This is a genomic window from Curvibacter lanceolatus ATCC 14669, assembly GCF_000381265.1.
GTDB lineage: Bacteria > Pseudomonadota > Gammaproteobacteria > Burkholderiales > Burkholderiaceae_C > Curvibacter > Curvibacter lanceolatus.
The window spans coordinates 134,429-158,120 of the sequence record NZ_KB906266.1 but is presented as its reverse complement, the minus strand read 5'-3'; the positions used below and the strand labels follow the sequence as shown (position 1 = coordinate 158,120).

At 56.9% G+C, this 23,692-nt stretch carries 22 protein-coding genes and 3 pseudogenes; 7 read left to right on the top strand and 18 right to left on the bottom strand.

Features of this window, described 5'->3' with window-relative positions; translation table 11 throughout:
- Positions 1 to 13: 13 nt before the first annotated feature.
- The 10 genes from F624_RS0122055 to F624_RS0122010 all read right to left on the bottom strand — a co-directional run bounded on the left by F624_RS0122055 (position 14) and on the right by F624_RS0122010 (position 10,826).
- Positions 14 to 1,477: an aldehyde dehydrogenase family protein gene (locus tag F624_RS0122055; RefSeq protein WP_031255835.1), complete on the bottom strand. Its 1,464-nt coding sequence runs from the start codon at positions 1,475 to 1,477 to the stop codon at positions 14 to 16.
- 92 nt (positions 1,478 to 1,569) lie between these two features.
- Positions 1,570 to 2,577, bottom strand: coding sequence for a hypothetical protein (locus F624_RS0122050; protein ID WP_031255834.1), 1,008 nt, complete (start codon positions 2,575 to 2,577; stop codon positions 1,570 to 1,572).
- Between the two features lie 56 nt (positions 2,578 to 2,633).
- On the bottom strand, positions 2,634 to 3,140 hold the full coding sequence (locus F624_RS0122045; RefSeq protein ID WP_019576532.1) for a cupin domain-containing protein: 507 nt from the start codon (positions 3,138 to 3,140) through the stop codon (positions 2,634 to 2,636).
- Positions 3,141 to 3,265: 125 nt separating this feature from the next.
- Complete coding sequence (locus F624_RS0122040; RefSeq protein ID WP_031255833.1) at positions 3,266 to 4,213, bottom strand: LysR family transcriptional regulator; 948 nt, start codon at positions 4,211 to 4,213, stop codon at positions 3,266 to 3,268.
- 595 nt (positions 4,214 to 4,808) lie between these two features.
- Positions 4,809 to 6,302, bottom strand: coding sequence for an amidohydrolase family protein (locus F624_RS34210; protein ID WP_084679594.1), 1,494 nt, complete (start codon positions 6,300 to 6,302; stop codon positions 4,809 to 4,811).
- A 377-nt stretch (positions 6,303 to 6,679) separates the two neighbouring features.
- A complete protein-coding gene (locus F624_RS34205; RefSeq protein ID WP_157443561.1) occupies positions 6,680 to 7,678 on the bottom strand; it encodes a Bug family tripartite tricarboxylate transporter substrate binding protein in 999 nt (332 codons plus the stop codon).
- Positions 7,679 to 7,686: 8 nt separating this feature from the next.
- The gene (locus F624_RS0122025; protein WP_019576528.1) at positions 7,687 to 8,460 is read right to left on the bottom strand and encodes an alpha/beta fold hydrolase; all 774 of its coding nucleotides are present in this window, start codon (positions 8,458 to 8,460) and stop codon (positions 7,687 to 7,689) included.
- On the bottom strand, positions 8,457 to 9,284 hold the full coding sequence (locus F624_RS0122020) for a DODA-type extradiol aromatic ring-opening family dioxygenase (RefSeq protein ID WP_031255831.1): 828 nt from the start codon (positions 9,282 to 9,284) through the stop codon (positions 8,457 to 8,459). The genes F624_RS0122025 and F624_RS0122020 overlap by 4 nt, the downstream gene beginning before the upstream one ends.
- Positions 9,277 to 9,585 carry a hypothetical protein gene (locus tag F624_RS0122015; protein WP_019576526.1) on the bottom strand — a complete coding sequence of 103 codons (309 nt, stop codon included), beginning with the start codon at positions 9,583 to 9,585 and terminating at the stop codon, positions 9,277 to 9,279. The genes F624_RS0122020 and F624_RS0122015 overlap by 8 nt, the downstream gene beginning before the upstream one ends.
- Entirely contained in the window at positions 9,582 to 10,826 is a 1,245-nt protein-coding gene (locus F624_RS0122010) for an alpha/beta hydrolase family protein (RefSeq protein WP_245573699.1), read from the bottom strand. The genes F624_RS0122015 and F624_RS0122010 overlap by 4 nt, the downstream gene beginning before the upstream one ends.
- 224 nt (positions 10,827 to 11,050) lie before the next feature.
- Between F624_RS0122010 and F624_RS0122005 the strand changes: the two genes are divergently transcribed.
- The 4 genes and pseudogenes from F624_RS0122005 to F624_RS0121990 form a co-directional block, all read left to right on the top strand.
- A complete protein-coding gene (locus tag F624_RS0122005; protein ID WP_019576524.1) occupies positions 11,051 to 12,175 on the top strand; it encodes an FAD-dependent oxidoreductase in 1,125 nt (374 codons plus the stop codon).
- Positions 12,176 to 12,262: 87 nt separating this feature from the next.
- Positions 12,263 to 13,347: pseudogene (locus F624_RS32720) on the top strand (porin).
- A 69-nt stretch (positions 13,348 to 13,416) separates the two neighbouring features.
- Complete coding sequence (locus F624_RS34195; protein WP_031255830.1) at positions 13,417 to 14,427, top strand: tripartite tricarboxylate transporter substrate-binding protein; 1,011 nt, start codon at positions 13,417 to 13,419, stop codon at positions 14,425 to 14,427.
- Positions 14,428 to 14,544: 117 nt separating this feature from the next.
- Positions 14,545 to 14,814 (top strand): annotated as a pseudogene (locus F624_RS0121990) (ATP-binding protein); the annotation flags it as partial.
- Positions 14,815 to 14,949: 135 nt separating this feature from the next.
- Here the strand turns inward: F624_RS0121990 and F624_RS0121985 are convergent.
- From F624_RS0121985 to F624_RS36275, 3 genes are all read right to left on the bottom strand, one after another.
- Positions 14,950 to 15,321: an antitoxin Xre/MbcA/ParS toxin-binding domain-containing protein gene (locus F624_RS0121985; RefSeq protein WP_031255829.1), complete on the bottom strand. Its 372-nt coding sequence runs from the start codon at positions 15,319 to 15,321 to the stop codon at positions 14,950 to 14,952.
- A 122-nt stretch (positions 15,322 to 15,443) separates the two neighbouring features.
- Positions 15,444 to 15,725 (bottom strand): MbcA/ParS/Xre antitoxin family protein, encoded by a 282-nt coding sequence (locus F624_RS0121980; protein WP_019576519.1) that lies wholly within the window; start codon positions 15,723 to 15,725, stop codon positions 15,444 to 15,446.
- A gap of 254 nt (positions 15,726 to 15,979) precedes the next feature.
- Positions 15,980 to 17,740: a methyl-accepting chemotaxis protein gene (locus tag F624_RS36275; protein ID WP_019576518.1), complete on the bottom strand. Its 1,761-nt coding sequence runs from the start codon at positions 17,738 to 17,740 to the stop codon at positions 15,980 to 15,982.
- Between the two features lie 912 nt (positions 17,741 to 18,652).
- Here F624_RS36275 and F624_RS0121970 point away from each other — a divergent pair.
- The 3 genes from F624_RS0121970 (at position 18,653) to F624_RS0121960 (ending at position 20,008) form a co-directional block, all read left to right on the top strand.
- A complete protein-coding gene (locus F624_RS0121970; RefSeq protein WP_031255828.1) occupies positions 18,653 to 18,862 on the top strand; it encodes a YgaP family membrane protein in 210 nt (69 codons plus the stop codon).
- Positions 18,863 to 18,866: 4 nt separating this feature from the next.
- The gene (locus tag F624_RS0121965) at positions 18,867 to 19,436 is read left to right on the top strand and encodes an RNA polymerase sigma factor (RefSeq protein WP_019576516.1); all 570 of its coding nucleotides are present in this window, start codon (positions 18,867 to 18,869) and stop codon (positions 19,434 to 19,436) included.
- Between the two features lie 233 nt (positions 19,437 to 19,669).
- Positions 19,670 to 20,008 carry a carboxymuconolactone decarboxylase family protein gene (locus tag F624_RS0121960; RefSeq protein ID WP_019576515.1) on the top strand — a complete coding sequence of 113 codons (339 nt, stop codon included), beginning with the start codon at positions 19,670 to 19,672 and terminating at the stop codon, positions 20,006 to 20,008.
- Between the two features lie 447 nt (positions 20,009 to 20,455).
- Here F624_RS0121960 and F624_RS0121955 read toward each other — a convergent pair whose 3' ends face one another.
- From F624_RS0121955 to F624_RS0121945, 5 genes and pseudogenes are all read right to left on the bottom strand, one after another.
- Positions 20,456 to 20,836 carry a hypothetical protein gene (locus F624_RS0121955; RefSeq protein ID WP_019576514.1) on the bottom strand — a complete coding sequence of 127 codons (381 nt, stop codon included), beginning with the start codon at positions 20,834 to 20,836 and terminating at the stop codon, positions 20,456 to 20,458.
- A gap of 60 nt (positions 20,837 to 20,896) precedes the next feature.
- Entirely contained in the window at positions 20,897 to 21,760 is an 864-nt protein-coding gene (locus tag F624_RS36525) for a TniQ family protein (RefSeq protein ID WP_084679590.1), read from the bottom strand.
- On the bottom strand, positions 21,757 to 22,194 hold the full coding sequence (locus tag F624_RS35920) for a hypothetical protein (RefSeq protein ID WP_245573697.1): 438 nt from the start codon (positions 22,192 to 22,194) through the stop codon (positions 21,757 to 21,759). Before F624_RS35920 ends, F624_RS36525 begins: the two co-directional genes overlap by 4 nt.
- Positions 22,195 to 22,326: 132 nt before the next feature.
- Positions 22,327 to 22,719 (bottom strand): annotated as a pseudogene (locus F624_RS36520) (TniQ family protein); the annotation flags it as partial.
- Positions 22,709 to 23,668, bottom strand: a complete 960-nt coding sequence (locus F624_RS0121945) for a TniB family NTP-binding protein (RefSeq protein WP_019576511.1) — start codon at positions 23,666 to 23,668, stop codon at positions 22,709 to 22,711. The pseudogene F624_RS36520 and the gene F624_RS0121945, both read right to left, overlap by 11 nt.
- Between the last annotated feature and the right edge of the window lie 24 nt (positions 23,669 to 23,692).

Sequence of the window (23,692 nt, the reverse complement as noted above, 5' to 3'; positions counted from 1 at the left end):
GCTTGCTCCCTGCTCATCGCACGTAATGAGGTGCCAATTGGGCGTCCACGTTCACCCAGATGCTCTTCACCTGGGTGTATTCACGCATGGCGTCAAAACCCATTTCGCGGCCATAGCCAGAGACCCCCACCCCTCCAAATGGTGAGCCGGGGTTCACCCGCTTGTAGCAGTTGATCCATACCATCCCACTCTTCATTTCCCGAGCGAAGCGATGCGCGCGCTGAAGGTTGTTGGTCCACAATCCGCCACCCAAACCGTACTCTGTACCGTTAGCAATCTGAAGTGCTTCAGCGTCGTCTTTGAAGGTGATGACTGTGACGAAGGGGCCAAACACCTCCTCCTGCGCGACTCGGTCGGTCCAGGACTGAGCCCGAACAATGGTGGGCTCCACGTAGCAACCTGAGGCCAGATCGCCTGTAGGTGCCTTGCCACCTGCGAGCACCTCACCGCCTTGCGAACGCGCGATGTCGACGTAGGCCAACACCCGATCACGGTGCTGCAAGCTGGTGAGTGGCCCCATCTCGGTGTTGGGATCGAGCGGATTACCCAGGCGAATACTCTTGGCCAAGGGAATGAACTTCTCTAGGAAGGCGTCCGCAATCTTCTCGTGCAACACCAGGCGGGACCCTGCAATGCAGGCCTGCCCTTGGTTGTGAAAGATGGCCCAAGCGGCGCCATTCACCGCTGCATTCAAATTGGCGTCCTCGAACACGATGTTGGCACCCTTGCCGCCCAACTCCAACTGAACTTTCTTGAGATTGCCCGCGCTGGCCTGTACGATCCGACGCCCAGTGGCGGTACTGCCAGTGAAGGCTACTTTGGCGATGCCGGGATGCTCGGCGATGTACTGCCCGGCCACGGCACCCAGGCCAGGCAGGATGTTGACCACCCCATCGGGAATGCCAGCCTCAACCATCAACTCAGCGATCTTGAGAGAGGACAAAGGGGTTATTTCCGCGGGCTTCATGACCACGCAGTTGCCAGCAGCCAATGCAGGCGCCATCTTCCAACTGGTGAACATCAAAGGAAAGTTCCAAGGGACTACTTGCCCGACGACACCCACCGGCTCACGCAAGGTGTAATTGAGGAAGCCAGCCTCAACTGGAATTTGCTCGCCCTGAAACTTGTCGGCCATGCCACCGAAATAGCGGTAAGTGACTGCCGTACGGGGCACATCCAATATCCGCGAATCCCGAATGGGATGGCCGGTATCCAATGACTCCAGCCGTGCCAGCTCTTCGGCGTTTTGTTCGATCAAGTCAGCCAGTCGCAGCAGGATGCGACCGCGGTCCATGGCAGCCATCCGACTCCAACCAGGCAACGCTTGTTGAGCTGCGTGAACGGCTTTGTCAATGTCCGCCTGGCCAGCCATCGAGACCTCGGCAATCACCGAGTTATCGTGGGGATTCAGGGTGCCCAGGGTCTCACCCGATTCGGCGTCGACAAAGCGACCGTTGATGAATAGTTGGTGGCGAATAGGCGTGCGCAAGCCCGCCGCAGCCGCGATGTCTGCGAGGTTCATGGAGATCTCCGCCCCGCCGGGGCGGGGTGTTCAGGGGGAAAGTGAGGTCAGAATGCGACTGGAACTTCAGGCGCTTCGCCATTGGCGATTTCGTAGACCAGTTTGGGCGATCCGTTTTCCCAAACCAGCAGCATCGAGCGCTTGGGGCTGTAGCCCTGGTGGCGGCAGTAAGCCGGCATGGCGGCCATGTCGCCGGCCTTCATGATGACTCGGGCCAATGGCTTGCCCGTCGTCTTGTCGGCGCAATCCCAGTCGATGGAGTCGCTCATCTGGAAGAACCATTCCACCCGATCGTTGGAGTGCATGATGGGCAGGATGTGTTCCTCTGTGGTCGGGCACATGTAGCTGTGCTTAACCACGCTGGTAAATGAGGGGTTCCAGGTCACCTGGGAACGACTGAGGAACGCAAACAAATTGAAGGCGTGTACTTCAGACTCAAAGCCGGGCTCGGGATGCAACTCGGGCGCGTCTTGCGGTACATCGGCAAATTGACGATTGACCGGTGCACCACGATCGTCCGTGCGAAGTGCCAAATCGTCCTTCAGCCCCACACAGCGGGTCGCCAATTCACGTGCACGTGTGATCGCAGCCTTGTTGTGGCCATTCTTGCGGCCATAAGGTTGCCCTGTTTCTTGAGGCGCTGCGAACGGGTCATAACCCGCGTTGGTCCAGTCGTCCAGCATGTCTTCAAAAACAACTCGGATCTGGTCGGTCGGGAAGTTCTCCAGCAGGTCTACACCGGCCTCCTTCATGGTGCCATTGAAGTGCCCAGCTTGAAGGTCAACCGAACTGTAGTGGTTCACAGTGCCGATCACGTCATCGAAGTTGACGCCACCGTAAAAGAAGCCCCAGGCCACATCGCGCATCAGCGCACTGAGAAAGGCACCCACGTCCATGGTGTGGGACAGCGGGCGACCGTCGCGGGTTGTCCAAGTGATGTGAGCAAAGTACTCGTCTCGGCGAAAGCCGAATGAGCCCAATTTGAAAGACCGGTAGCCCGTCAGCGAGTCGGCCGCAGAAGAATAACTTTTAGCAAAATCAACAGGTGCGTTCATGATCGTGTCCAGTGCAAGGTGAAAGGAAAAGAAGTTCGGAAGTGCTGGGCCATCGATTACGCAGACTGGCAAATATCCGCCCACTTCTCCACCGAGAGGTCCCCTTGACAGGTTTGCAATACCAAAACACTCGGTTCGGCAGCACGAAATTGATAAGCCGTGTTTTTCGGAAGCATGCCTTGGTGGCCGCGCTTCAGTTTCATCCACCCCATCTTTTGACCTTGGGGCTCACCCTGCACCAAAACCGCTCCGTTTTTCTCCGTGTTCGGCACCGTCTGGGCTGCGTCGAGCTTGATCAAATGAACCTCGACGTCGGTGTCCATGTTCAATGCGAACTCATCATGGGCGCAGGTAAACCAAGGAGACACGCCTTCCGCACGGATGGCCTCCAGCACATAGATCTGGTTTTTGCCAAAGACAACCTTCTCATAGGGCTTGGATTTGTTCGCAATATCGAAGCAATTGGAAAAGGCGTAGTGCTTGACATCATCCGAAATGGGCTCCACGCGCCCTTTTTCATAGCTCTTCATAGAGCCAAACTTGGTTTCGTATTTCACGGTCATCTTCGTCTCCGTTGGTGAGCCAGCCAGATCGCTGGAGTGGTCGGGACTTTATGCCGTGAGATCTGTTTTAAGAAGCCAGCACAGGCGGAATGCATTGTTCGACAACACCAAACAATAGTACGGGATTACCCTTGAATCAGCACATCTGAAATCAGACCTCGCTCGATCAACTCGGCATCCCAAGGTGGCAATCGCTTGAACCGGTCAGAGATGTGTTCGATGAACAGTCGCAATTTGAAAGCGTTGCGTGACGTGCCGGCGTACACGGCAGACAGCCAAAACGATGAAAGCAAGTGATTCGGTAAGACCACCTTCAAATGCCCCTTCTTAATGGCCTCGGAGGCCACCAGGGTTGGCAAACACACAATACCAGCGTGGTCCATGGCGTACTCCCTCAACAGGTGAACGCTGTTAGTCAGCAACTTGGCATGCAGGTAAAGGGTGATTTCCTTGCCTTCATGATGGAACGTCCACCGGTCGCGACTGGGGTAGCGTGAGTAAAGACCGAGCTTGTGATCGTGTAGGTCCCGTGGGTCTTTGGGCTCTTTACTGGCCTCCAAGTACTGTGGAGAGGCACAGAAGACCCTGCGCACAGGAAACAAGGGGCGTGCGATCAATTCAGTCGATGTGGCCGGGAAAATTTGCAGCGCGCAATCCACCCCGGCTTTCACTGGATCCACGACTGAGTCGCTCACGTTCAGGTCTAAGCGAATGTCAGGGTAGCGCTCTTGGAACTCATGTATCAAAGCCGCGAAGTGACCCAGCACCAACCCAGTCAGGGCATGGATGGTGAGTGTGCCGGATGGCGACCCTTTGACGTCACGCATCTGATCAACCAGGTCACCTGCCCGAGCAACCAGTTCAGTGCAATCCCGCTGAAAGGCTTGCCCTATTTCTGTCAATCTCACGACGCGTGTGCTGCGATGAAACAGCGGAGCACCAACGTACTCCTCCAATTGTTGGATCCTGTTAGTGACCACAGACTTAGCAACGCGCAACTGCCTCGCAGCCTCGCTGAAATTTTGCGTCTGAGCAACTCGGACAAATGTTTCTATGTTCTGTAAACGATCCACAATCGGGCTTTCTGAATCGCCCCGGGTTCCACGGTGGCAGTTTGGATTGAGTCAAGCCACTACCGAGGTGCTTTGACCGGGGAGTTGCCCATCGTAGTTTGGCGCAACTTCTGTGGACAGGATAGGCCCAATGGATCGAGCAGGCGATGGTGTGTGTCGGTCTAGAACCGCACAGGGACGGTCGCCTCGTCAACCTCCATTGACCCGTGACCGCCGCTGCTCAGTGCCAGAGCGCACTGCAGGAGATCCGCACCCACGCAGTCTGAATGGCGACGGCCCCTGGCCATGCGCTCTGGCTCGACCAGTGACCGACTGTGGGTCAGTCCAGCCTCACCCCGCCTGCGTGACTGGCAGCCCCGCATGCCAAATGCAGTAAAGCGCTGGTACGCGACAGCATGGGCAATTGAAGGGCCAGGCGCTCCATTTCGAATAGACCGTGTCCGGTCATACATAGGAAACACCATAGATATTCGACGCCGGGGGCATGGCGGCCTTTGACTGCGGGCACGGTGAAGTGAACGAAGCCCAGGCACATGATCAGCAGAAGTACCTAAACAACCGGCCCTCCCCGACAAGCGCTACGGCAGCTGTCTTGCTAGATCGCGGGTTTACCTAAGACTGGCATGCCGGCGCGTGTCCTGAGTCCCTCTAGCGCATCTTTTGCCGCCTTCATCACCTCGGGTACCTTGACCGTCGTCAGCGCACCTCGTCTCTTTAGCACTCTGCCGTCCACCATAACAGTGTCTACATTTTCCGGCCGGCCAGAGGAGACCAGCAGCCAGGCGGGGTCAATGTCTTGAGCCAACTGCATGTTGATGTCGCTTTTGCGAACCATGATCAGATCGGCCCGCTTTCCCGGCCTGAGCGAACCGGTGACGTCTTGAAGACCATGCGCCGTGGCCCCCCCAATCGTTGCGATTTGAAGAAGCTGACGCGCGGAAGGCAAGTTGCTCCCGTCGGACCTCACGTGGGCAGACGCCCAAACCAATCGCATGTTCATGAACATATCCGCGCTCGCAAGCGCTGAGGTGTCCACAGCAATGGACAGCTTGAGTCCCGCGGTCATCGCTGCAGGGACCGGGGGTACCAGGATCGTGGTTAAAGGCTCTACAGCGGGGCTTATTGCCAGGCTAGTCCCTGCTGCAGCGATTGCCGCCAAATAAGGCTCGGAACTGATACCGTGGAGCAACTGCAGGTCCGACCCGAGCAAATTGTTGTCAATCAGGAATCGAATCGAATCCGGGCTGTCTGGTTGCGTCGCCAGCGAATGGAGCGAGACAGGCAGGCCGAGAGCTCTGGCTTTAGAAAGCTGATCCGCAGTCTGTTGGATCGTTTGCGAACCTAAACCCACCTGGGTAGCACCGATCCCAAGCGTCATCATCCGATCTCCTGCAGCAAACCACCTCTGACGTACCCGAGGCACATCGCTCCACGGAATTTCGGACAATCCAAAGGGCGCGCCATAGCTCCAACGCGTCCGAACACCCAACTCTGTGTGTGCAGCAAGCTCAGCATCGGCGTGCGCAGGAGAACGATTGTTATTAGACCAATTATGGACGGTGGTGATGCCAGCGTTAATTGCCTCGGTCAAGGCAAGTTTCACGCCGGTGTAGCTATCAGACGGCGTATATGCGGGGCCTAACCTGCCGAAAACCTCAAAGTATGTGAAACCGGCCTTATCGTTCACCAAGCCTCTCCACAAAGCGTTCATCATGTGCCAATGACCATCTACGAAACCCGGCATGACAATACAGTCGTTAGCATCAATCACTTCTGCAGAGGAAGCTGAGATTGAGGGGGCGATATTAATAATGGCACCATTTTTAATGTGGACATCACCATTCGCAAGATCGCCAACTCCAGGATCCATGGATAGGACATAGCCGCCCCGAAAAATAAACTCGCCCTGCGATGGCAAAGAAGGTGTTGCATGGGCTTCAGAACTGCCGCATCCTGTAAGGCCCACAGCACCTCCTGTGAGCAAAGCGCTCGCTGCTGCACCTTTAAGGGTGGCACCTATAAATTCCCTTCGGCGAATATTGATACCATCGAGAGAGTGTGTAGCATCGACGTTAGAAGATAGATGCATGTTTTTTCGCGTTGCGGACAAAGTAGTCTCCTAGTATTTTGCTTAGTGCGTGTGCAGTGTGATCGTGCCCACAGTCGTATTAGCCTGCGTGCGGTCAGCCATGTCAACAGACATGAGTCAGCTCTGCATGGCTGATCAAGTACTGGAGCGTAAACAGGCAAAACCGCCCCGAAGTCAGATTATTTGGCGTCTCTTCATAAAGAAAGAAGCGAGCAGCTTTCAAGAAACTGAGCAGAAATCATCGGCAGTATCCAATCAATTCAGATGGCGACTGGAGGAGAGATAGCCAGACGTAGGGAAATCAGGGTGACCATCTGAGAGAAAAGCGATCATTTGCGTCTTTGAAATCTCTAATATCTCCAAAAATATGCAGGGCTCTATTCGGGAATAATTCCAGCCTTGATCGTAAGTGCGTGGTATTTGGCAATATCGGCATGGACTATCTCACGCAATATTTGTCCACTGGCACCCGACCCCTTCATACCCTGCGCCGACAATAGATTTCGAAGCTTTTCGTCCTGGATTGCACGCTGAACTTCAGACTGCACATCTGCTGCAACTTGATCTGCGATAGCACTCGGAGCAAATAGTCCATACCACAACATTAGGTTGACTGATTGAAGTCCAGACTCATTAAAAGTTGGAATGGATGGAAAATCAGCACTTCGCGTTGAACCTGCAACCGCTAACAGTCTGAGTTTCCCTGCTTGAATTTGCTGTTTGACCGCGGGTACGGAAGCGAACATAAAATCCACCTCTTCGGCCAGCAGCGCTGCCACCGCTTCACCTGCCCCTTTGTAGGGAATGTGGGTTGCATTAAGACTTGCAGCTGCCAAAAAACTCTCCGAGGCTAAGTGCAGTGCATTCCCAGTCCCAGGTGATGAATATGCAATTTTGGCATTCCGGTTCTTCGCGTGCCGTAAAAATTCATCGAGGGTCGTGAACGGGCTTCGCGCATTGACAACAAACAGTAAACTTTCCGCTGTGCAGACCGTCACTACGGGCCTGAGATCCCGCTCGGCATCAAAAGGCAACTTTCGATAAATCGACGGATTAATTGCAAGTGATGGCCCTTGGAGTAGCAAGGTTCGCCCATCTGCGGCAGCTTTGGCAACCACGTCAGTCCCAATGATCCCATTTGCACCTGCTCGGTTCTCGACAATGATGACTTTGCCAGTCTGTGCGCTCCAGGTCAGGGAAAGCAATCTCGCAATGAAGTCTGGAGCACCTCCCGAACTGAAGGGCACCACGATCCGAATGGCCCCAGTTTCTTTTGCAGTCGTTGGCAAAGGCAGAAGTGCGGGAACCAAAGACACTTGCACGGCATACCGAAGGTATTGGCGGCGCGTTGACTTTTTGGCGTGAGGGTCTGACATGATCTTGTTCACCGAAGAAAGGCGTGCAGTATTTCGGTGAATTGGGTCGATTTCTCAACGTTCCCGAGGTGAGCCGCATCGGCCAGAGCAATGAATTCTCCATGACTCAACAGGCCGGCCATGGATTCAGATGTCGCTAATGGCACGGCTTGATCGAGAGCACCGCCAATGACCAAAGCGGGCATTTGAAGACCACCAAGCTGCGCGGTGTGGTTCAGCCTACATATAGCCTGTACGGCGGCTGCATACCCTTGCACCGGGGTCATTGCAATCATGTCTGCCACCCACGCACATGTTGCACTTGCACGCTGCCGAAAGTCTGGCGTGAACCACCTGTGGAGGGTGGAGGTGACTTGCTGCGACATGCCGAATTCTGTTGCCTCTTCAAGCCTCTGACGCCATACCTCCACCACCGCTGATGGCGTTGCAGCACCGCAGTGCGCCAGCACCAGTCGCCGGACTTTTTGAGGCGATGCCAGCGCGATGGCCTGCGCCACCATGCCGCCAAAAGACAAGCCCACCACATCGACTTCAGACAGACCAAGATTCTCGATGGCGCCCAACACTGCGCGCGCATAGTCACCGACATTTGCGCCGTCATGCAATCGCTTGGACTTACCGTGCCCGGGAAGGTCGGGCACTATGACTTGGCGATCACATGCCAGCACCGGCACCTGCAGGTTCCATACATCGCCACGGGTCGCAATCGGATGAAGCAACAGCAGCGGTTTGCCACCACTCCCGAAAATGCGCAAATGCAGCGCCTCGCTATCTGCACTCATTTTTCACCCGCCCAGGATGCTAGAGCGATGCCTGTGTACCATTCCGGCACAGCTTCATAGAAGTGGTTGTGAAAAGCAGCACCGCGTGATACCCCCTGGGCCACCAGCCAGTTCCTTATTTCTTCAGCCCCATTCCCTGCCTCGTTGACCCGATGGGTCGCGAACTGTTCCAGAGCGAATTCATCGCGGCTCTCTAACAAGCGGATGAATTCTCGGTCGAAAGACTCATTGACCATGCCCATGCGCGGCGTCGCCACGTCGTGGCTGATACCGCCGGTCGCGAGCACGGCGATGCGTAGGTCAGGCTCATATGACTCGATGGCCTCACGAAGCATGCGACCCCACTGCAGGCAGCGGCGCATGGTAGGCAATGGCGGTTGTACGCAGTTGATCAACAAAGGCACGATCCGCACCTTCTCGTGAAGCCCAGCGAGCAGAAGCGGTGTGAGGACGCCGTGATCAAGCGTGAGGTGCATAGAAAACGAAGGATCGAAATCAGCGTTCAATGCCTCACCCAGCAGGTGCGCACCGAAACCAGCGTCACCCGGTAGTACAGATTTAGGTGCTTTGAGCCAGTGTTCGGCCGGTACCGGATACAGGTCGCCGGCACCCACGCAGAACGCGGGGAAGTTGTCTAGAAAGAAATTGTGCAGATGGTCGTCCGACACCAGCACCAATACGTCCGGGCGAGTGGCAGCAATGAGCGCCCCCAAATCCTTGAAGGCGGCATACACCCGCATACGCACGTCGTCATGCACAGCCTGTGGTAGGTTCAACATCACGGGCGTATGACTTGCAGCGAAGGCACCAACAAATTTAGCCATGGGCGACCTTCTGATTAACGCTGCGCAGCGAGAGAAGAAAATCCTGTTCGAGCATGTGGACTCCGAGCGCGTGAGCACGTAAAAGATAGGGATTGGCGCCAGCCAAGTACAGTGCGCCGATATCGTTGTCGCGGATCTGGGCCTTGACTGAGTGAGAGAGTGCGAAGCTCTCCATGTAGGTCATGGGATCTTCCACATACCGTTGCAGGTGACCTTCCTTGTGATGCACGTCGAACAAAATTTTGTCGATCCAATAGCATTCTTGGGTTGGCATCGACAGTTGCCAGTTGCGCGCGGTCATTTCGGACCTCCATCTGCCTCAACCTGATCGGCCAGCCAGCGCACGATAGTTGGCAAGGTCTCCGGCGTTAGCCCCATGTGCCCCCCGGGGAATAGGCGGACATGCTTTGGATTGCCGTAGGAGCTGACCAAGTGCAAATCCTCAATAGGACATTGCTTGTCTTCTCGTCCATTGACCAGCAGCAAGGGGGCGCTGCGTCGGTCCAGCAAGCCCTGGTCGAGCAACGATAAGCGTTTGAAGAAAGCAAGATACTCTTGATCGTTTGTGGCACCGAGCATGCGGCAGCGGGTTTCCACCAAGTTCATGAGATAGCTGTCAGGATAGCGAGAGGCACCGATCCACTCGGGCTGGAACATGTGGTGGGCTCCACCACCCCAATTGACTGCGCCTCTGAGCCGATCGGGATACAGCAAAGCCAGCTTGGTTGCCCAGTAGCCTCCGAATGAACGACCAAGACAGGCCAAGCGGTTGCCGTCGAGGTCCCGGCGCGAGTCGACCCAGTCGAACACAGTCACGAATTGCCTCTCGGCGTCCTGAACACCGCGTACTGGAGATTCACCCGTGCCGGCGTTGTCCATCGCTACCGTCGCCACACCTAGCGCTAGCAACGCATCGCAGGCTTGCGTCATCTGCTCTTTCCAGGCATCCACGCCGCCCCACATCACCACCACAGGCGGACACGCCACGTTCACCGGCTTTCGCAGCAGCACGATCACCTCTTTGCCCTCGTCCGCGCGACCGGCAAAGGGAATGCTGACCCGTTCGGCGGGAAGTACCCACAGTTGCGCGGCCTTCATATAGGCCGCCCGCTCCAGCTCTGCGCTTTGTAGCTTTCCAGGGTGGTCGGGGCAAGGAAAGCGGCCCATGAAGTACAGGCCGCTGGCCTTCATGAACAGACTACTGGCGTCAGCGGTGCGACCATTGTTCAGTGCTTTCTCCGCTTCGAGATAGACGTGATCGCCATGGCGGCGCCAATGGTCAGACCAGCTTTGGCCGTCTAGGCCAGGCAACGCGTCGATCAATGCAGCCCCTTCATGAGGGTCCAGCGCATTCATCGGGTGAGTGCGCGAAGCAAGCCGCGTCTTCATCCACGCACGTGCTTCTTCCAATGTCTTAGGCCGTCCTTGGACTTCGGCCTGTGGGACGTCTTTGCTGTCTACCATCATGTCTCCATTGAAGTGGTTGGCGGCTCGCGCAATCTGCTGCCTGCCTGCGGTTTTGGTGATGCTAAGTCGATTCACTGTTGAATCGTTTGGCTACAAACGCACTTGGTATTGACCATGTGTGCGTCGAACTCAGCGTGCGTGAACACCGACCCTAAGCCACGTGTTGCACGCGTAAACCCTTGCTTTTGTTTGGCTCTGAACTCGTCTTTGATCGGCACGGCGATCAGCCTGATTGACCGTTGACGCCAGCGCAGATGGGCCGCTTTAATCGGCTCCCATCTAAAGCGGAGAACAAACAAATGAGACACAAGCGACGCGTTCTCGTGGTCGGCGGTGGCATCGCGGGTATGGCCACGACGCTCATGCTCAGGCGAGCTGGCCACACAGTGAGACTGATCGATCTAGACCCAGGCTGGCGGGTTTATGGCGCGGGCATCACGATCACTGGTCCGACCTTACGCGCCATGAAACAGTTGGGCATCTACGACGAGGTAGCTGCGCAAGCCTACATTGGCCATGGGATCAGGGTCTGCGATATACATGGCCGGTTCCTCCACGAAGTGCCCACGCCAATCTCGCCGACTGCCGGTGTGGAGGGTTGCGGCGGCATCATGCGCCCCGCGCTGCACAAAATCTTGTCGGCCCAGGTACTTGCCTCTGGTGCAGAGGTGGGGCTAGGTCTGACGGTGGAAGCCGTCAAAGATCTTGAGCAGGGTGCCCAGGTCAGCTTCAGCGACGGTACCGAGGCTGACTTCGACTTGGTAGTGGGCGCCGATGGGCTGTATTCAAGGGTACGCAGTTTGTTGTTTCCTGAGGCAGAGAAGCCGCGCTATATGGGCCAATATGTTTGGCGAACTGTCGCGCCACGCCCTCCTGGATTGAATCAACGCCACTTCTTCCTTGGTGGCCCACACAAGGTCGGCCTCACGCCGGTTTCTGCTGACAGCATGTACATGTTCCTGCTGGAAACCTGCGAAGGGCGTGACCACGTCAAGGACGTAGATCTGGCTCCAACGCTGTCGAATTTGTTGCAATCCTACGGCGGGCCGCTGCAGGCGATCCGTGAGGGTCTGTCACAGGAGTCAGCCGTGATCGTACGACCGCTCGAAGCATTCCGCCTGCCGCAGCCTTGGTCACGCGGCCACGTCCAGTTGATTGGTGATGCAGCTCACCCTACTACGCCGCAACTGGCTTCGGGCGCCGGACTTGCCATAGAAGATGCCCTCGTGCTTGCGGCCGAACTGGATGTTGCGGACTCTGTGCCTGAAGCATTGCACAACTTCATGAGACGGCGTCATGAGAGATGTCAGCTTGTAGTCGAGAGTTCTTTCGAAATCGGCGACAAAGAGCGCAGCGGTGCATCCTCAGCGGAGCAAACAGCCATCCTGGCACGTAGCTTGTCAGCACTAGCTGAAGAAATTTAAGTTCAATGATGAGCGGCCATCTCGCCGTTCATCGCCTCCTCGGTAGCGCACTACAAAGCGGAGATAAATCCGCAAAAGAGACAAAACATGAACGCACAAAGAATTCTTCAACGTGGTACATGCATGGCCATCTTGGCCGGCGGGGCATATGCAGCGCAAGCGCAATCGAGTGTCACGATCTACGGTGTGGTGGATGTGGCATTCGAACGGCTGACCAATGTCGACAGCGCAGGAGGTAGCCAAATCCGACAGCCTTCCCTGACCGGCTCGCTGCCATCGCGGTTGGGATTTCGTACACGGGAAGACTTGGGGGGGGGGTCTTTGCCCTGGCTCAGATGGAAATGGGATTTGCGCCGGGTACTGGCAGCATGAATTTCGGCGGTCGCGCATGGGGCCGCGGTAGTTTTGTCGGACTTGCCACTCCCTATGGCACCGTGACGGCTGGCCGGCTCCCCACCATGACAACGCAGGCCATTTTTTCAGCCATGGGCCCCAGTCTGCACTCTATAGGTTCAATCGACCCCTACATTCCCGCTGCTTTAAGCGATAACGCATTGGGTTACTTGGGTACCTTCGGCAACGTCGCCGTCGGCGCGACCTACAGTTTTGGTCGCGATGTCATGGCAGGCGTCGGGCCCACCGCGACCAACTGTCCTGGTGACGCTAGCAGTCAGGCCTGCAAACAGTGGAGCGCCATGGCCAAGTACACCAGCAAGGCATTCAACGTTGCGATCAGCCGCGATGTCATGAACGGCGGCCCCAATGCAACCCTCGGCCTCAACAACCCCAATTACCGTGATCGCCGAACCCTTTTGTCGGGCAGTACACAGATGGATGCAGTGCGTTTGTTCGGGGGCGTTCTGCATCGTGAGCGCAGTACAGCGACCGAGTTCCGCAGCGATATCGCCTATCTGGGGGCCAGTTATGGCTTTGCGCCAAGTTGGACCATGGATGCCGAAATCTATCGCTACGACGTCAAGGGCAGCCCTAACGACGCCAAGATGCTGGCTCTGAGGATTAGTCATGCTTTCTCGCCCCGGACAGTGGCTTACATCAGTTCGGGATATGTACGCAATTCAGGCGCTGCCGCTGTCTCTGTCAGTGCGGCTTCCACTGTTGGCGTCGGCATGAACCAATTGGGTTTAGCGGTTGGATTGCGCCACAGCTTTTGAGTGAACGCGTTCAAAAAAGTCCACAACAAACGCTGCGCACTCAACGCGCAGCCATCTTCAGGAGTCCGCATGAAACCATACCTCAAAAGCCGTCGCGAGCTGATTCGTAACGCAACAGTGTTCAGCACTCTGCCCCTGCTTGCGCCTCCCCGATTGGCTTGGGCACAAAAATCCCAAAGCCTTCCGCTCGTGCGCTTGGTGGTGGGCTCAGGCGCTGGGTCAGTCATTGACAACCTGGCACGCCGTGTTGGCGAGCGATTACAGCCAGCATATGCTGTTTCAGCCATCGTCGACAATCGCACCGGTGCCTTTGGACAGCTTGCTGTTAGTTTCGTCAAGGGCGCACCAGCCGACGGTGGCACCCTGCTGCTAACGCCTTCGCCGCACATGGTGCTGTACCCTTACACTTTTCAGAGCCTTCCGTATAAGCCAGCAGTGGACCTGATGCCGGTATCGATCGGTGCGACTTTCGACCTTGCCTTCGCGGTCGGGCCGGCAGTTCCCGAGCAGATCACAACGTTGAATGAATATGTCCTTTGGTGCAAAGCCAATCCCGACAAAGCTCAGTTTGGCTCACCAGCTGCGGGCTCGACGCCACACTTCGCAGGGGCCATGCTAGCGAGGGCGGGAAACTTTAAGTTGACTCACATCGCTTACAGAGGACCGGGCCCTGCTGTGCTCGACATGGTGGGCGGGCATGTTTCTGCAGCCTGTGTTCCGCTCGGTGACGTTCAGACTTTCGCCAATTTGAATAAGTGCCGAATCCTTGGCACGACAGGTAGCAAGCGGAGCATATTTACTCCGAAGGTCGGTACTTTCCTAGAGCAAGGATATAAAGAAGTCGTGATCCAAGACTGGGTCGGATTTTTCCTTCCGGCGAAAACGCCCACGGCGCAGTTCCGGCGTGCGCAAGAGGAACTCATGCGTGCGCTTTCAAACAAAGAGCTACAGGATGCGATGGCGGCAAGCTGCTATGAGGTTACCCATAGTACGGCCGAAGCGCTGGCAGAACGCATGCGAATGGAGACCGCCCGCTGGAAAGATGTCGTAAACACCCTCGGCTTCACCGCTGTAAGTTGAGGCTCCAAGGCGCTCGTCGCAAAGGAGGTCGGCCCACAGAAAAACTGCCCCATCCGGTTCAGGTAGGCCACGGCTTCATGGTGCAGTCCATTCGGTTCTGTCGCGGTGACCCGTCAGCTCAAGGATTGGATCGAGCCGGATCTGTTGATCCTGGACGACCTATTCCTGGCCAGGCGCATTGCCGATGTCAGTGCCGAACTCTTGCAGGCCATCGTGCACCAGCGCTACAAGCTGCGCCGCTCCATCGTCATCACCTCCAACCGTGTGGTGCAGGACTGGGGCAAATACCTGGGTGACGCCACCATGGGCAGCACCATCCTGGACCGGCTGATGCACCGCTGCGCGATGCTGGAGTTCGAGGGCAAAAGCTATAGTCGGTGGCCTTGACCACGGTGGGACTCACCATACAAGAGTATCGCCTCAACAGCATCGTCATTGCTGCCACATCCCCAGACGGTTCCCCCAGCAAGACCGGAAAAGGCCCATGTAAACGCCCTCATCAATACCTCAGATATCCGGTGCCTATCTTGATGCACGCATGGAATCGAGATAAGCAAGCGTGGTCACCAGACCGTCTACCCTCTGAATAAGCTGTAGCGGCACGCCCTCGAGAGCCTTGTTGTACCCCTCCATCCAAAACTGCCACTTGCGATCGTCCGCACCCACAAGCGCATTCAACGAAAGATGCAAACGTACCAGCAATAGCGCCAGTTCGCCTTCCTTGCTCTCAGGATTGATCGGCTTTTCAGAGTTGAGAATCAGCGCCACCGCAGGCTCACGCAATCCCAGGGTTCTTGCCAGTATGGCCTCGTTCATGCCGAGGAACAGACTGGCCCGCACCGTGGCCTGAGCTAAGGCCATGCCAGCGTCTGGATGCTCAAGAACATGTTCCATAAGGGTTACTCCACGCGGCCTCTCTGACGGGTTGTTGATTGAACGTGACAGTCTTCTCCCATACACCCACGCCATTCCATATCAGCGAGACCTACCCATGCTCGACGAATGCAATTTTGGCGCTACTTACGTTCCTTCAGCGCGGCTCGATCCTGAACAGCCAATGTCTCAATTTCACGCATGAAATCCTCACTTGCATGTCCGCCAGCGAACATGAGGATGGACATAACTTTGCTAAGTCCATCAGAGTTTCGCGCCATATCCTTTGGGCATGCTCCATCAAGCTGCGAATTTGGTGCTGTCAACCAGAGCTCTACCTTGTCCCACGACTGGAAGACCGCAAATGCGGCTTGATCGAACGCTGTCAATCGCTCATAGTCCGGGCTCCCGATTTCACGGCCCATCGGAGGCATATCAAGCCATTCTCGATCTCCACTCTCTGTCTGCGTATTCCGATGAAATCCGCCACCAGCTACGATTTCAACCCGCCAGTCTGTCCGATCCAAACCTGCCACTGATTCCGACTCAAACCTGCCAACTCGGGCCTTCATCACACCTAGTGGGCACCTGATACGATGTCTGAGAACGGCCAGGAGCAGCCGCTCGCAAATCTCTACCGAGCACGAACGACTGCAAAGATTGCCAACATAAGCTCCTGTTAGAACGACTCCCAGTCGTCATTTCCGCCGGCAGTTGCGGTGGCCTGGGCCTTCGCCGAGCTGGTCAAGGCTGGATTGTGCGCCTTGGCCAGGCTGGGTTTCTTGGGCGCGGCGGCCTTGGGCAGGGGTGCAATGGCCGGGGCCTTGGCGAACTGGCGCGAAGGCAAAGCTGCCGAGCTAGCCTGCCCGACTCGGTTAGGCTGGCCATCGATCTTGAACACCGACACCAGCTCGGCCAAGCGCTGCGACTGGTTCTTCAGACTGTCGGCGGCCGCCGCGCTCTCTTCGACCAGCGCCGCGTTCTGCTGCGTCACTTGATCGAGCTGGTTCACCGCATCGCCGATCTGGCTGATGCCGCTGCTCTGCTCCATCGAGGCACTGGAGATCTCATTGATCAGTTGGCTCACGCGCTTGACCTGATCCACGATGCCTTCCATGCTCTGGCCAGCCTCGTCGACCAGCACAGTGCCGCTTTCCACGGTTTCGACACTGGTGCTGATCAGGCTCTTGATCTCCTTGGCCGCTTCGGCCGAGCGCCCAGCCAGGCTGCGCACCTCGCTGGCCACCACGGCAAAGCCACGGCCTTGTTCACCGGCACGGGCCGCTTCCACGGCGGCGTTCAGCGCCAGAATGTTGGTCTGGAACGCAATGCCGTCGATCACGCCGATGATGTCCGAGATCTTCTTCGACGAGGCCGAGATGTCCTGCATGGTGGCCACCACGCGGCCCACCACGGCACCACCTTGCTCCGCGGCCTGCGTGGCCTCGGTGGCTAGGCGGCTGGCCTGCTGGGCCGTGTCGGCATTGGTCTTGACGGTGCTGTTGAGTTCTTCCATTGAGGCCGCTGTCTCTTCGAGGTTGCTGGCCTGCTGCTCGGTGCGTTGGCTCAGGTCGGCGTTGCCGGTGGCAATCTCGGCCGAGCCGGTGGCGATGCTGTCGCTGCTCAGGCGCACCTGCCCCACGATGTCGACCAGGCGGTCGTTCATGTGCTGCAGGGCACGCAGCAGGTCGGCGGGCTCATCGCGGCCCTGAATGTCGAACTTCGAGGTCAGGTCTCCCTGGGCCACCGCTTCTGCCACCGTTACGCCAGTGCTAAGCGGTTGGGTGATGGAGCGCGTGACCACCAAGGCCAGCGCGGCACCCATCAGCACCGCCAGAGCGATCATGCCAATGGACACGATGAGTGCCTGCTGGTAGCTGGCGGCCGCCGCTGCGGTCGACTTGTCGGCGCCTTCGACATTGATGGCCACCAGCTTCTCTGCCGCAGTTGTGATCGCTGAGAAAGCCCGGGCATTGTCACCCACCGCCATCTGTCGTGCAGCCTCCTGATCGCTTGCGCTGCCAGAAGACAACTGCAGCTGTTTCTTCTCCAGAGCATGCCATTCCTCGTAGGTGCTGCGCATTTTTTCGTAGGCCTGCTTTTCCTCGGCTGTAGCGATCATGGGCTCGAATTGCGCAAGGAGTTTGGGCAACTTCTGCATCAGCTCGTCTTCGCTCAGCTTTTGCTGCGCCAGCTTGCCTTCAGGGCTGTTTTCCAGCAGGTGGCGCAGCCCAGCGCGACGGGCCCGGTTCAATGAGGCGCGAATGTCACCAATCACTTTGATGCTGGGCAACCAATTGGTGCCTAGGTCCTTGGCATAGAAGTTGGCCTGGCTGGTCTGGTAGGTGCCAAAACCTCCAAGCAAGGCGAGCAGCAACAGCACAGCGGCAAATGCCACGCCAAGTCGGGCGCCAATCTTCAGTTGTCTCAGGGAGTTCATGATTGCCTCTCTCGTTCATGGAAATGTTCAAAAATCACTTTCGATCATAGCCAGCAATCAATGATCCGCAAGCATTAATATCAATTAAAATGATTGATTGGGTATTTGTGTGCCGGATTTCTCACGAAATCGAGACTTTCTTCGTTGTTGAATCCCTTTAAATAGCTTTATTGATATTTTTGTTCTCAATTAGAACGAGACCACCGCCTGCGCTGTGCGTCAGACTGGATCGGCGATCCATCAGGGCAGCTTAGGCCCACGCTTTCAAGCCGCTCCTGAACTCACTCCGCCACCAGCGCCTGGTGTTGACGCAATTTGCCCCCTTGCTGCTCACCATCGCTCGACGAATGCGCACCCACGAGGCGCAGCGCTCTTGGCGGTGGACTGAAATTGAAACTCAATTGCATGCATTTCCCCGTGTGAACTGTGGGTCAACGCTTCTGCGCGCGGTCGAGACCCCGCCGCGCCCTCGGTCTTAATGGACCTCTTTTGATGGACCTGCCGACCCTGGGCAGTGCGAGGCCTAGTGCGAACCTGCGGCCGATTTTTTGGCCCGACTGGATGACGGGATTTGACGGAAATTTTCCCTTGCGCAGTCAAGCGACATCAGCCGGGAGCAGGTGAGAAGTATCTATGTATGGGGTTACCACTGCTGTGGCGCAGCGAGGGACTGCAAAGGGCCCATACCCGCCAGTGCGGCTCCGTCCCAAGGTGACTCTCGGATCACCCCGGGCGCTCCGCTTGCTGCACTGGAACAGCACCACGGCGAAAGCGCGAAAGCGATGGCAACATTGCGCACCGACTCGATCTTGACCGACGAGCGGCTTTACCGGCATCTAATCGCTGCGAGATGAATCCTTTTCTGGTTCTGGCACCTCTAGTCAGTATCGAAGTCATTCATGGAGCTGTCGAATGTTTTATTCGAAACGAAATCTGCCGATGTGGGAGCGGGCCTGCCGCCTGGCGTTGGCCGTCATCCTGATTGGCCTGGCATTCTCAAGCTGGCTGACGGCTGGCCTGGCTTGGCTTGCCTGGGCAACCGCTGCAATTTTGATCATGACGGCGGCCATCGGCTTCTGCCCAGCCTGCGCAATGGTCGGACGTCGGCCAGTCAAGGAGTGAAACGATGCTGCAACCCAGAATTGAGCTTGTTGATGCCGCCCGCCGCGGCGAAGCCGGCGCAGCGCTCGAACTGATCCGGGTCTGCCAGCCCGACCTGAAACGTTTCGCCCGTCGCACTTGCGCGACGACCGAGGACGCGGAGGATGCCGTGCAGATCGCACTGTGGCAGTTGTACCGAAAGATCGGTGCTCTGCGCACGGTGGCTGCCCTGGCTGGCTGGCTGTTCCGCATTGTCGAACGCGAGTGTTACCGCCTCTTCAGGCGAGGCCAGATTGCTGAAGGGCTCGACGAGCTGCCCGAAAGCGCGTGGCCGGAGGCGGCAAGCGTGCCCATGGACCTGCGCATCGACTTGGCACATGCGATTGAACAGCTGCAGCCAGCTTACCGCGAAGTGCTGATCCTGCGCGACGTGCATGAACTTACCGCCCCAGAGGTGGCGCAGCAGTTGGGGTTGAGCGTGGAAGCTGTGAAGAGCCGCTTGCACCGCGCGCGGGCGACTGTTCGCGAGCGACTGCTCGTCAGTGGTTACTGGCTCAAAGACGGCGTTCCCGAAGCCACTCGTCCGAAGGCCTGAGCCATGTTCTGCAGCACATCGATCACTCGTCACCTGCTGCGCGGCGGGGTCGCCTTCGTTCTGCTTTTGTCAGCGGTGTCTGCCACCGGATTTCCCGCCTTGCTGCGCATTGCCGCGGGTGCAGTTGCAATCCTGCTGATGCGGGGCTGCCCGATGTGTTGGCTCATCGGCCTGCTCCAGACTGTCACCCGCCGAGCCAAGCACAGTCATCAACCTCTTTCGAGATCCGATTCATGAACTCCTATCAATCACCCAACGACTTGCTATTGGCGCAGAGGATGATTGCCCTTGCACCCAAAGAGGCGAAGGCCTTTCTCGCCTTCGATCATGCTGCCAAGCGCGCCGACGGTGAGATTCCACCCAAGATTCGTGAGTGGATCGCGTTGGCCGTCGCACTGACGACGCAGTGTGGCTACTGCCTTGACGTTCACGCCCGGGCGGCCAAAAGTCTTGGCACCACGCAGGAGGAACTGGCCGAGATCGTGCTGATTGCCGCAGCGGTGCGTGCCGGGGCCACAATGGGCCACGGATTGCTGACCTTGCGTCTTTTCGAGCAGGCTCCAGCAGCATGAACGCCCCCCTGGCGGTAGAGGTATCTGTTCGCTGATCGACTGATACGCCGCTTTGCCGGCCAGGCCTGACCGGCAGCAATGAAGCGAGTAACGCTGTGTCTGCAGATGGCCGTTCTCGGACCTGGTATCAGGCAGCGTCCCATGGAGATGTAGTCACCGAAGTGGCTGGATCGAATCATAATCAGTGGCCTAGTTTGAATCGGGGTTGGTGGCAGGTTTGGATCGGATCCACTGGTTGAGCTGATCGGAATATGCACTGTCTGCAGAGTTGGGCTCAATCGATGTTTCCGGTCCTTTTTCTTCGGCATGTTTTGTTTGCCACTCGCAAGTAGCATCCGTGGGTTGGTAAACAGCGGGCCGGCATTGCTGAGCGCAGCATGCACCCAACATCCCGCAACAATGGACTGGCTCAGTCCCATCGATCACAGATACAACTTCTTGGCTCTATCATTGGATTGGAGGTAGCAAGGTCATTTCATCGTTCGCCCAAGCGCCAGACGATATAGCCCCCCAGACCGCCTCGCTTACATCGCCAGAAACAACTCCGATCCCGCGAACACCGTTGAGAGACAGCAGAGACCACATCACCTGATCCAGCTCAGGCGGCGCACACAAGTGGTAGCTGCGCCCAGACTCAGTCTTCAAAAGCGCTTTCGACAGATCGATGGCAAGCAACCTCGAGGTCACTCTAAGGACCCCGGGCGCGATTTGGGTGGTGATGTGCAAATCTCCATTGGGACGCTGCACGATTCGCCAGTGATGAAGATGGACCTCTAGTTGGGACAGGACGTCAGGCGCCAAACGATCGTTCTTGAACACAGGAAACATGCAGCATCTCCATGAACCGGGCAGTTGTGTAGTGAATTGGGTATTGCATCTGTGCTTGGGTCAGTCCTCTGGCATGGCAAGTCCAGATCCAATCCTTTGGCTGTCAAGCAGCGCCTTGATGTCTGATGTCAACATAAAAATTCCTTTCTCGCGACGTCGTTCCTCCAAGATCTGCCGATCAAGTTTGAACGTTCCGTGTGGCAGCAGTCCAAGGCGTTCAAAACGTTTGATTCGAACCAGGGGCTGGCGAACATCCGAATCGGTGCTTCTTACGTAGCCCAAGAAAAGTCCGGCAAGAACCGCCCTTCCGTTAGCCATTTGCGTACGCTCCCAGCTCGTTAGCAAACGACTGTCTATGGCGCCTCCCTTCGACCAAATGCCCGCAGCAAGACTTGATGAGCAGACCATGCACCTGCCCAGCGAAGACACACCTGCCTGGTTTGCTCCGGCTTTCAAAATGTCCCCCGGAAGTAAGACTGGTGAAGAACACTTTGGGCATACGTCCTCCATCAGGCAACGGTGATTCGGACACCAACGCCAACTACGAAATCGCCAGTGAATCGGAAAGTACTTCTCACCTCGCTCAGCCAAGCACGACGGACAAAATCGGTACTTCGCTGCGCCCTGATGACTCAACAAGTAGGTCGTTCCAGTTCGATCCAAGCGTCTCAACCGATTGAGCATGACCCGCATCAGGTGGAACTGCTTAGTTCGCAGTCCACAAAGGCCCGAGATCCTGCGTATCACCGGCCCTTCCAGGAGGAGGTCTGGATCTGCTCTTCGGGCCAAGCCAAAATATCTCAGTAGCTCAATCGGTGTCACCGCCTGACTCACCGCGACACGTGTGAACCAGGAGCTGGGTGACTCAGTAAGAAATGGCTCAGGAACGCCGACCAGCTCCTGCTCATGTTTTGAGACGTTCATTCAAACAGCTCCATTTGGATATGATTCGAATGAAGTCGCCGCGCCTCGGTTTTTCCGAACAATTGCTCCAAGACGTGAAGCCCAACTTGGGCATCCGCCCCTCTGGAACCAGCTTTTGCCAACCGCACTAGCAACGACTGACTCACCAATTCAGCCAGCTCCTGCAGTTGGGATCTGTTGGCCGCTTCAAACCTACGAAGGCGCTCAGAACCTCGTTCAAGAATGCCAACCCATTCATGGGTGCGAGCAACGCGTGTGAACTGTTGAGTGCGGCCCGCTTGATGAGCTGCGTCGTTGACACCGAAGGCATGAACCAGGGCCATCAGACCATTGAGAGAGAGATCTGAGGCGATAGCAGGAAGCCCAACCGACAACCATGTCACTGGCGCGTAAGGTTCTCCCATCATCAGGACTTCCACCGCCGACAGGATCATTAGCACTCCGGGATTGATATCCTGCCCTGTCGTACTTTGCAAAATGGCACCGCAGTGGCACACACCCAGGTCTGGCCGATCCCATCGCAGACGGCCATGACACCTTTGGCACTGATCAACCAAAGAGCACTTGTGCCGGCGGCAAATGGCCGTGATCGAGAGGTCCCATTCTTTGCGGCAGTAGCCATCATGATGTATACACCGTGGGCATACCTGGGGATGCATTCCGCGGAGATGACTTCGAATATCAACGCGCTGCCCATAGATGTGCCACACATTCGACTTACCGCGGTCTTGGAGGAAAGGCAGTGCCTCTGATAGCCAGGTGGCCTCGCACCCCAAGACACCCGAGATTCTTGCGGCATGTGATGCCGTGAGCATGGCGTGTTCACTCATTCCTGTTGTGCGCCTAAGCCAATTCAAGTTGTACTGATTGCGAGCGAGCACCCGCAAACAGTACCCGGTCCCGGACTCTTGCGAGTACGGTGCCGAGGTGAGAGGCAACGACAGCGCATCATCCGACATAGGGGTTGCGCATCAACGTGTCGCTACCAAAGACGATCTGAAATGCCTTGGCCAGACTCTCTGTATCCAAAGCAGCCTTGCCACCGTCTGCCGCGACTAGAACGCCCTCGGTCACCAGCCGCTTGAGGCTGCGGGGATTCCCAGCGGTCGCCGCGTGCAGACGATCGGCTTCTTCCTTCGAGTCGATCACCGCCAGATCAAAACTTTGGGCCTTCTTGTACATGGCCCGAAGGAATCCACGCCATTTAGCACCGGCATCAAAGTGCCCGAGCGCATGCCGCACCGTGACACGATCATTGAGGTGGTAATCGACGGAATGCAGACGGTCCAACAGGTCTGTTCCCGCCATGACCAAAGAGACTTTGGTCGTATCGATCAACTCCCGTAGCAAGTCCGTAGCCTCTGGCTCATCGTCGATCTGGTCACGACGCTTGAGTTGGCGCATAAGGTTGTGGGCCTCGTCCACAAAGATCAGGCGCGTTCCTTTTTCTCGAACAAGGTCAAAGACGATGCCAGTTCGGGCATAGACAGTAGCGCTTCCGCCGTACTTAAACGGGTACCGGTAAGCTCGCAAAAAGGCCCCAACCATCTGACCCGCAGTCGGTCTCCGACCTGCACGAATCCCGACGGCCCCATACCCCGGAGCAAAGAGATTGGAACGAGGAAGGCTGTCCCTGAAGTACCTGAACAAAGCGCTCTTCCCGCTTCCTGGCGGCCCAACCAAGCGCATGCCGTGGGTCATTTCAAACTCAGGACCAATCTGGAACAATCTATCAAGCGCGCCAAGCCCTTTGGCAAATCGATCGTGGTTGACGTGAATGCGATCAACCTCGACAGCCAATTGCAAAGCACGCTTTGAGTATTCCTGCAACCGGCGCGAGGCGATGGCTACGTCCTCCACTTCGGGTGCGTCGAATTCAACAGTGGGTTCATTGATTTTTTCAGCCATGACAACTTTCGTGCGTGGTGTCCC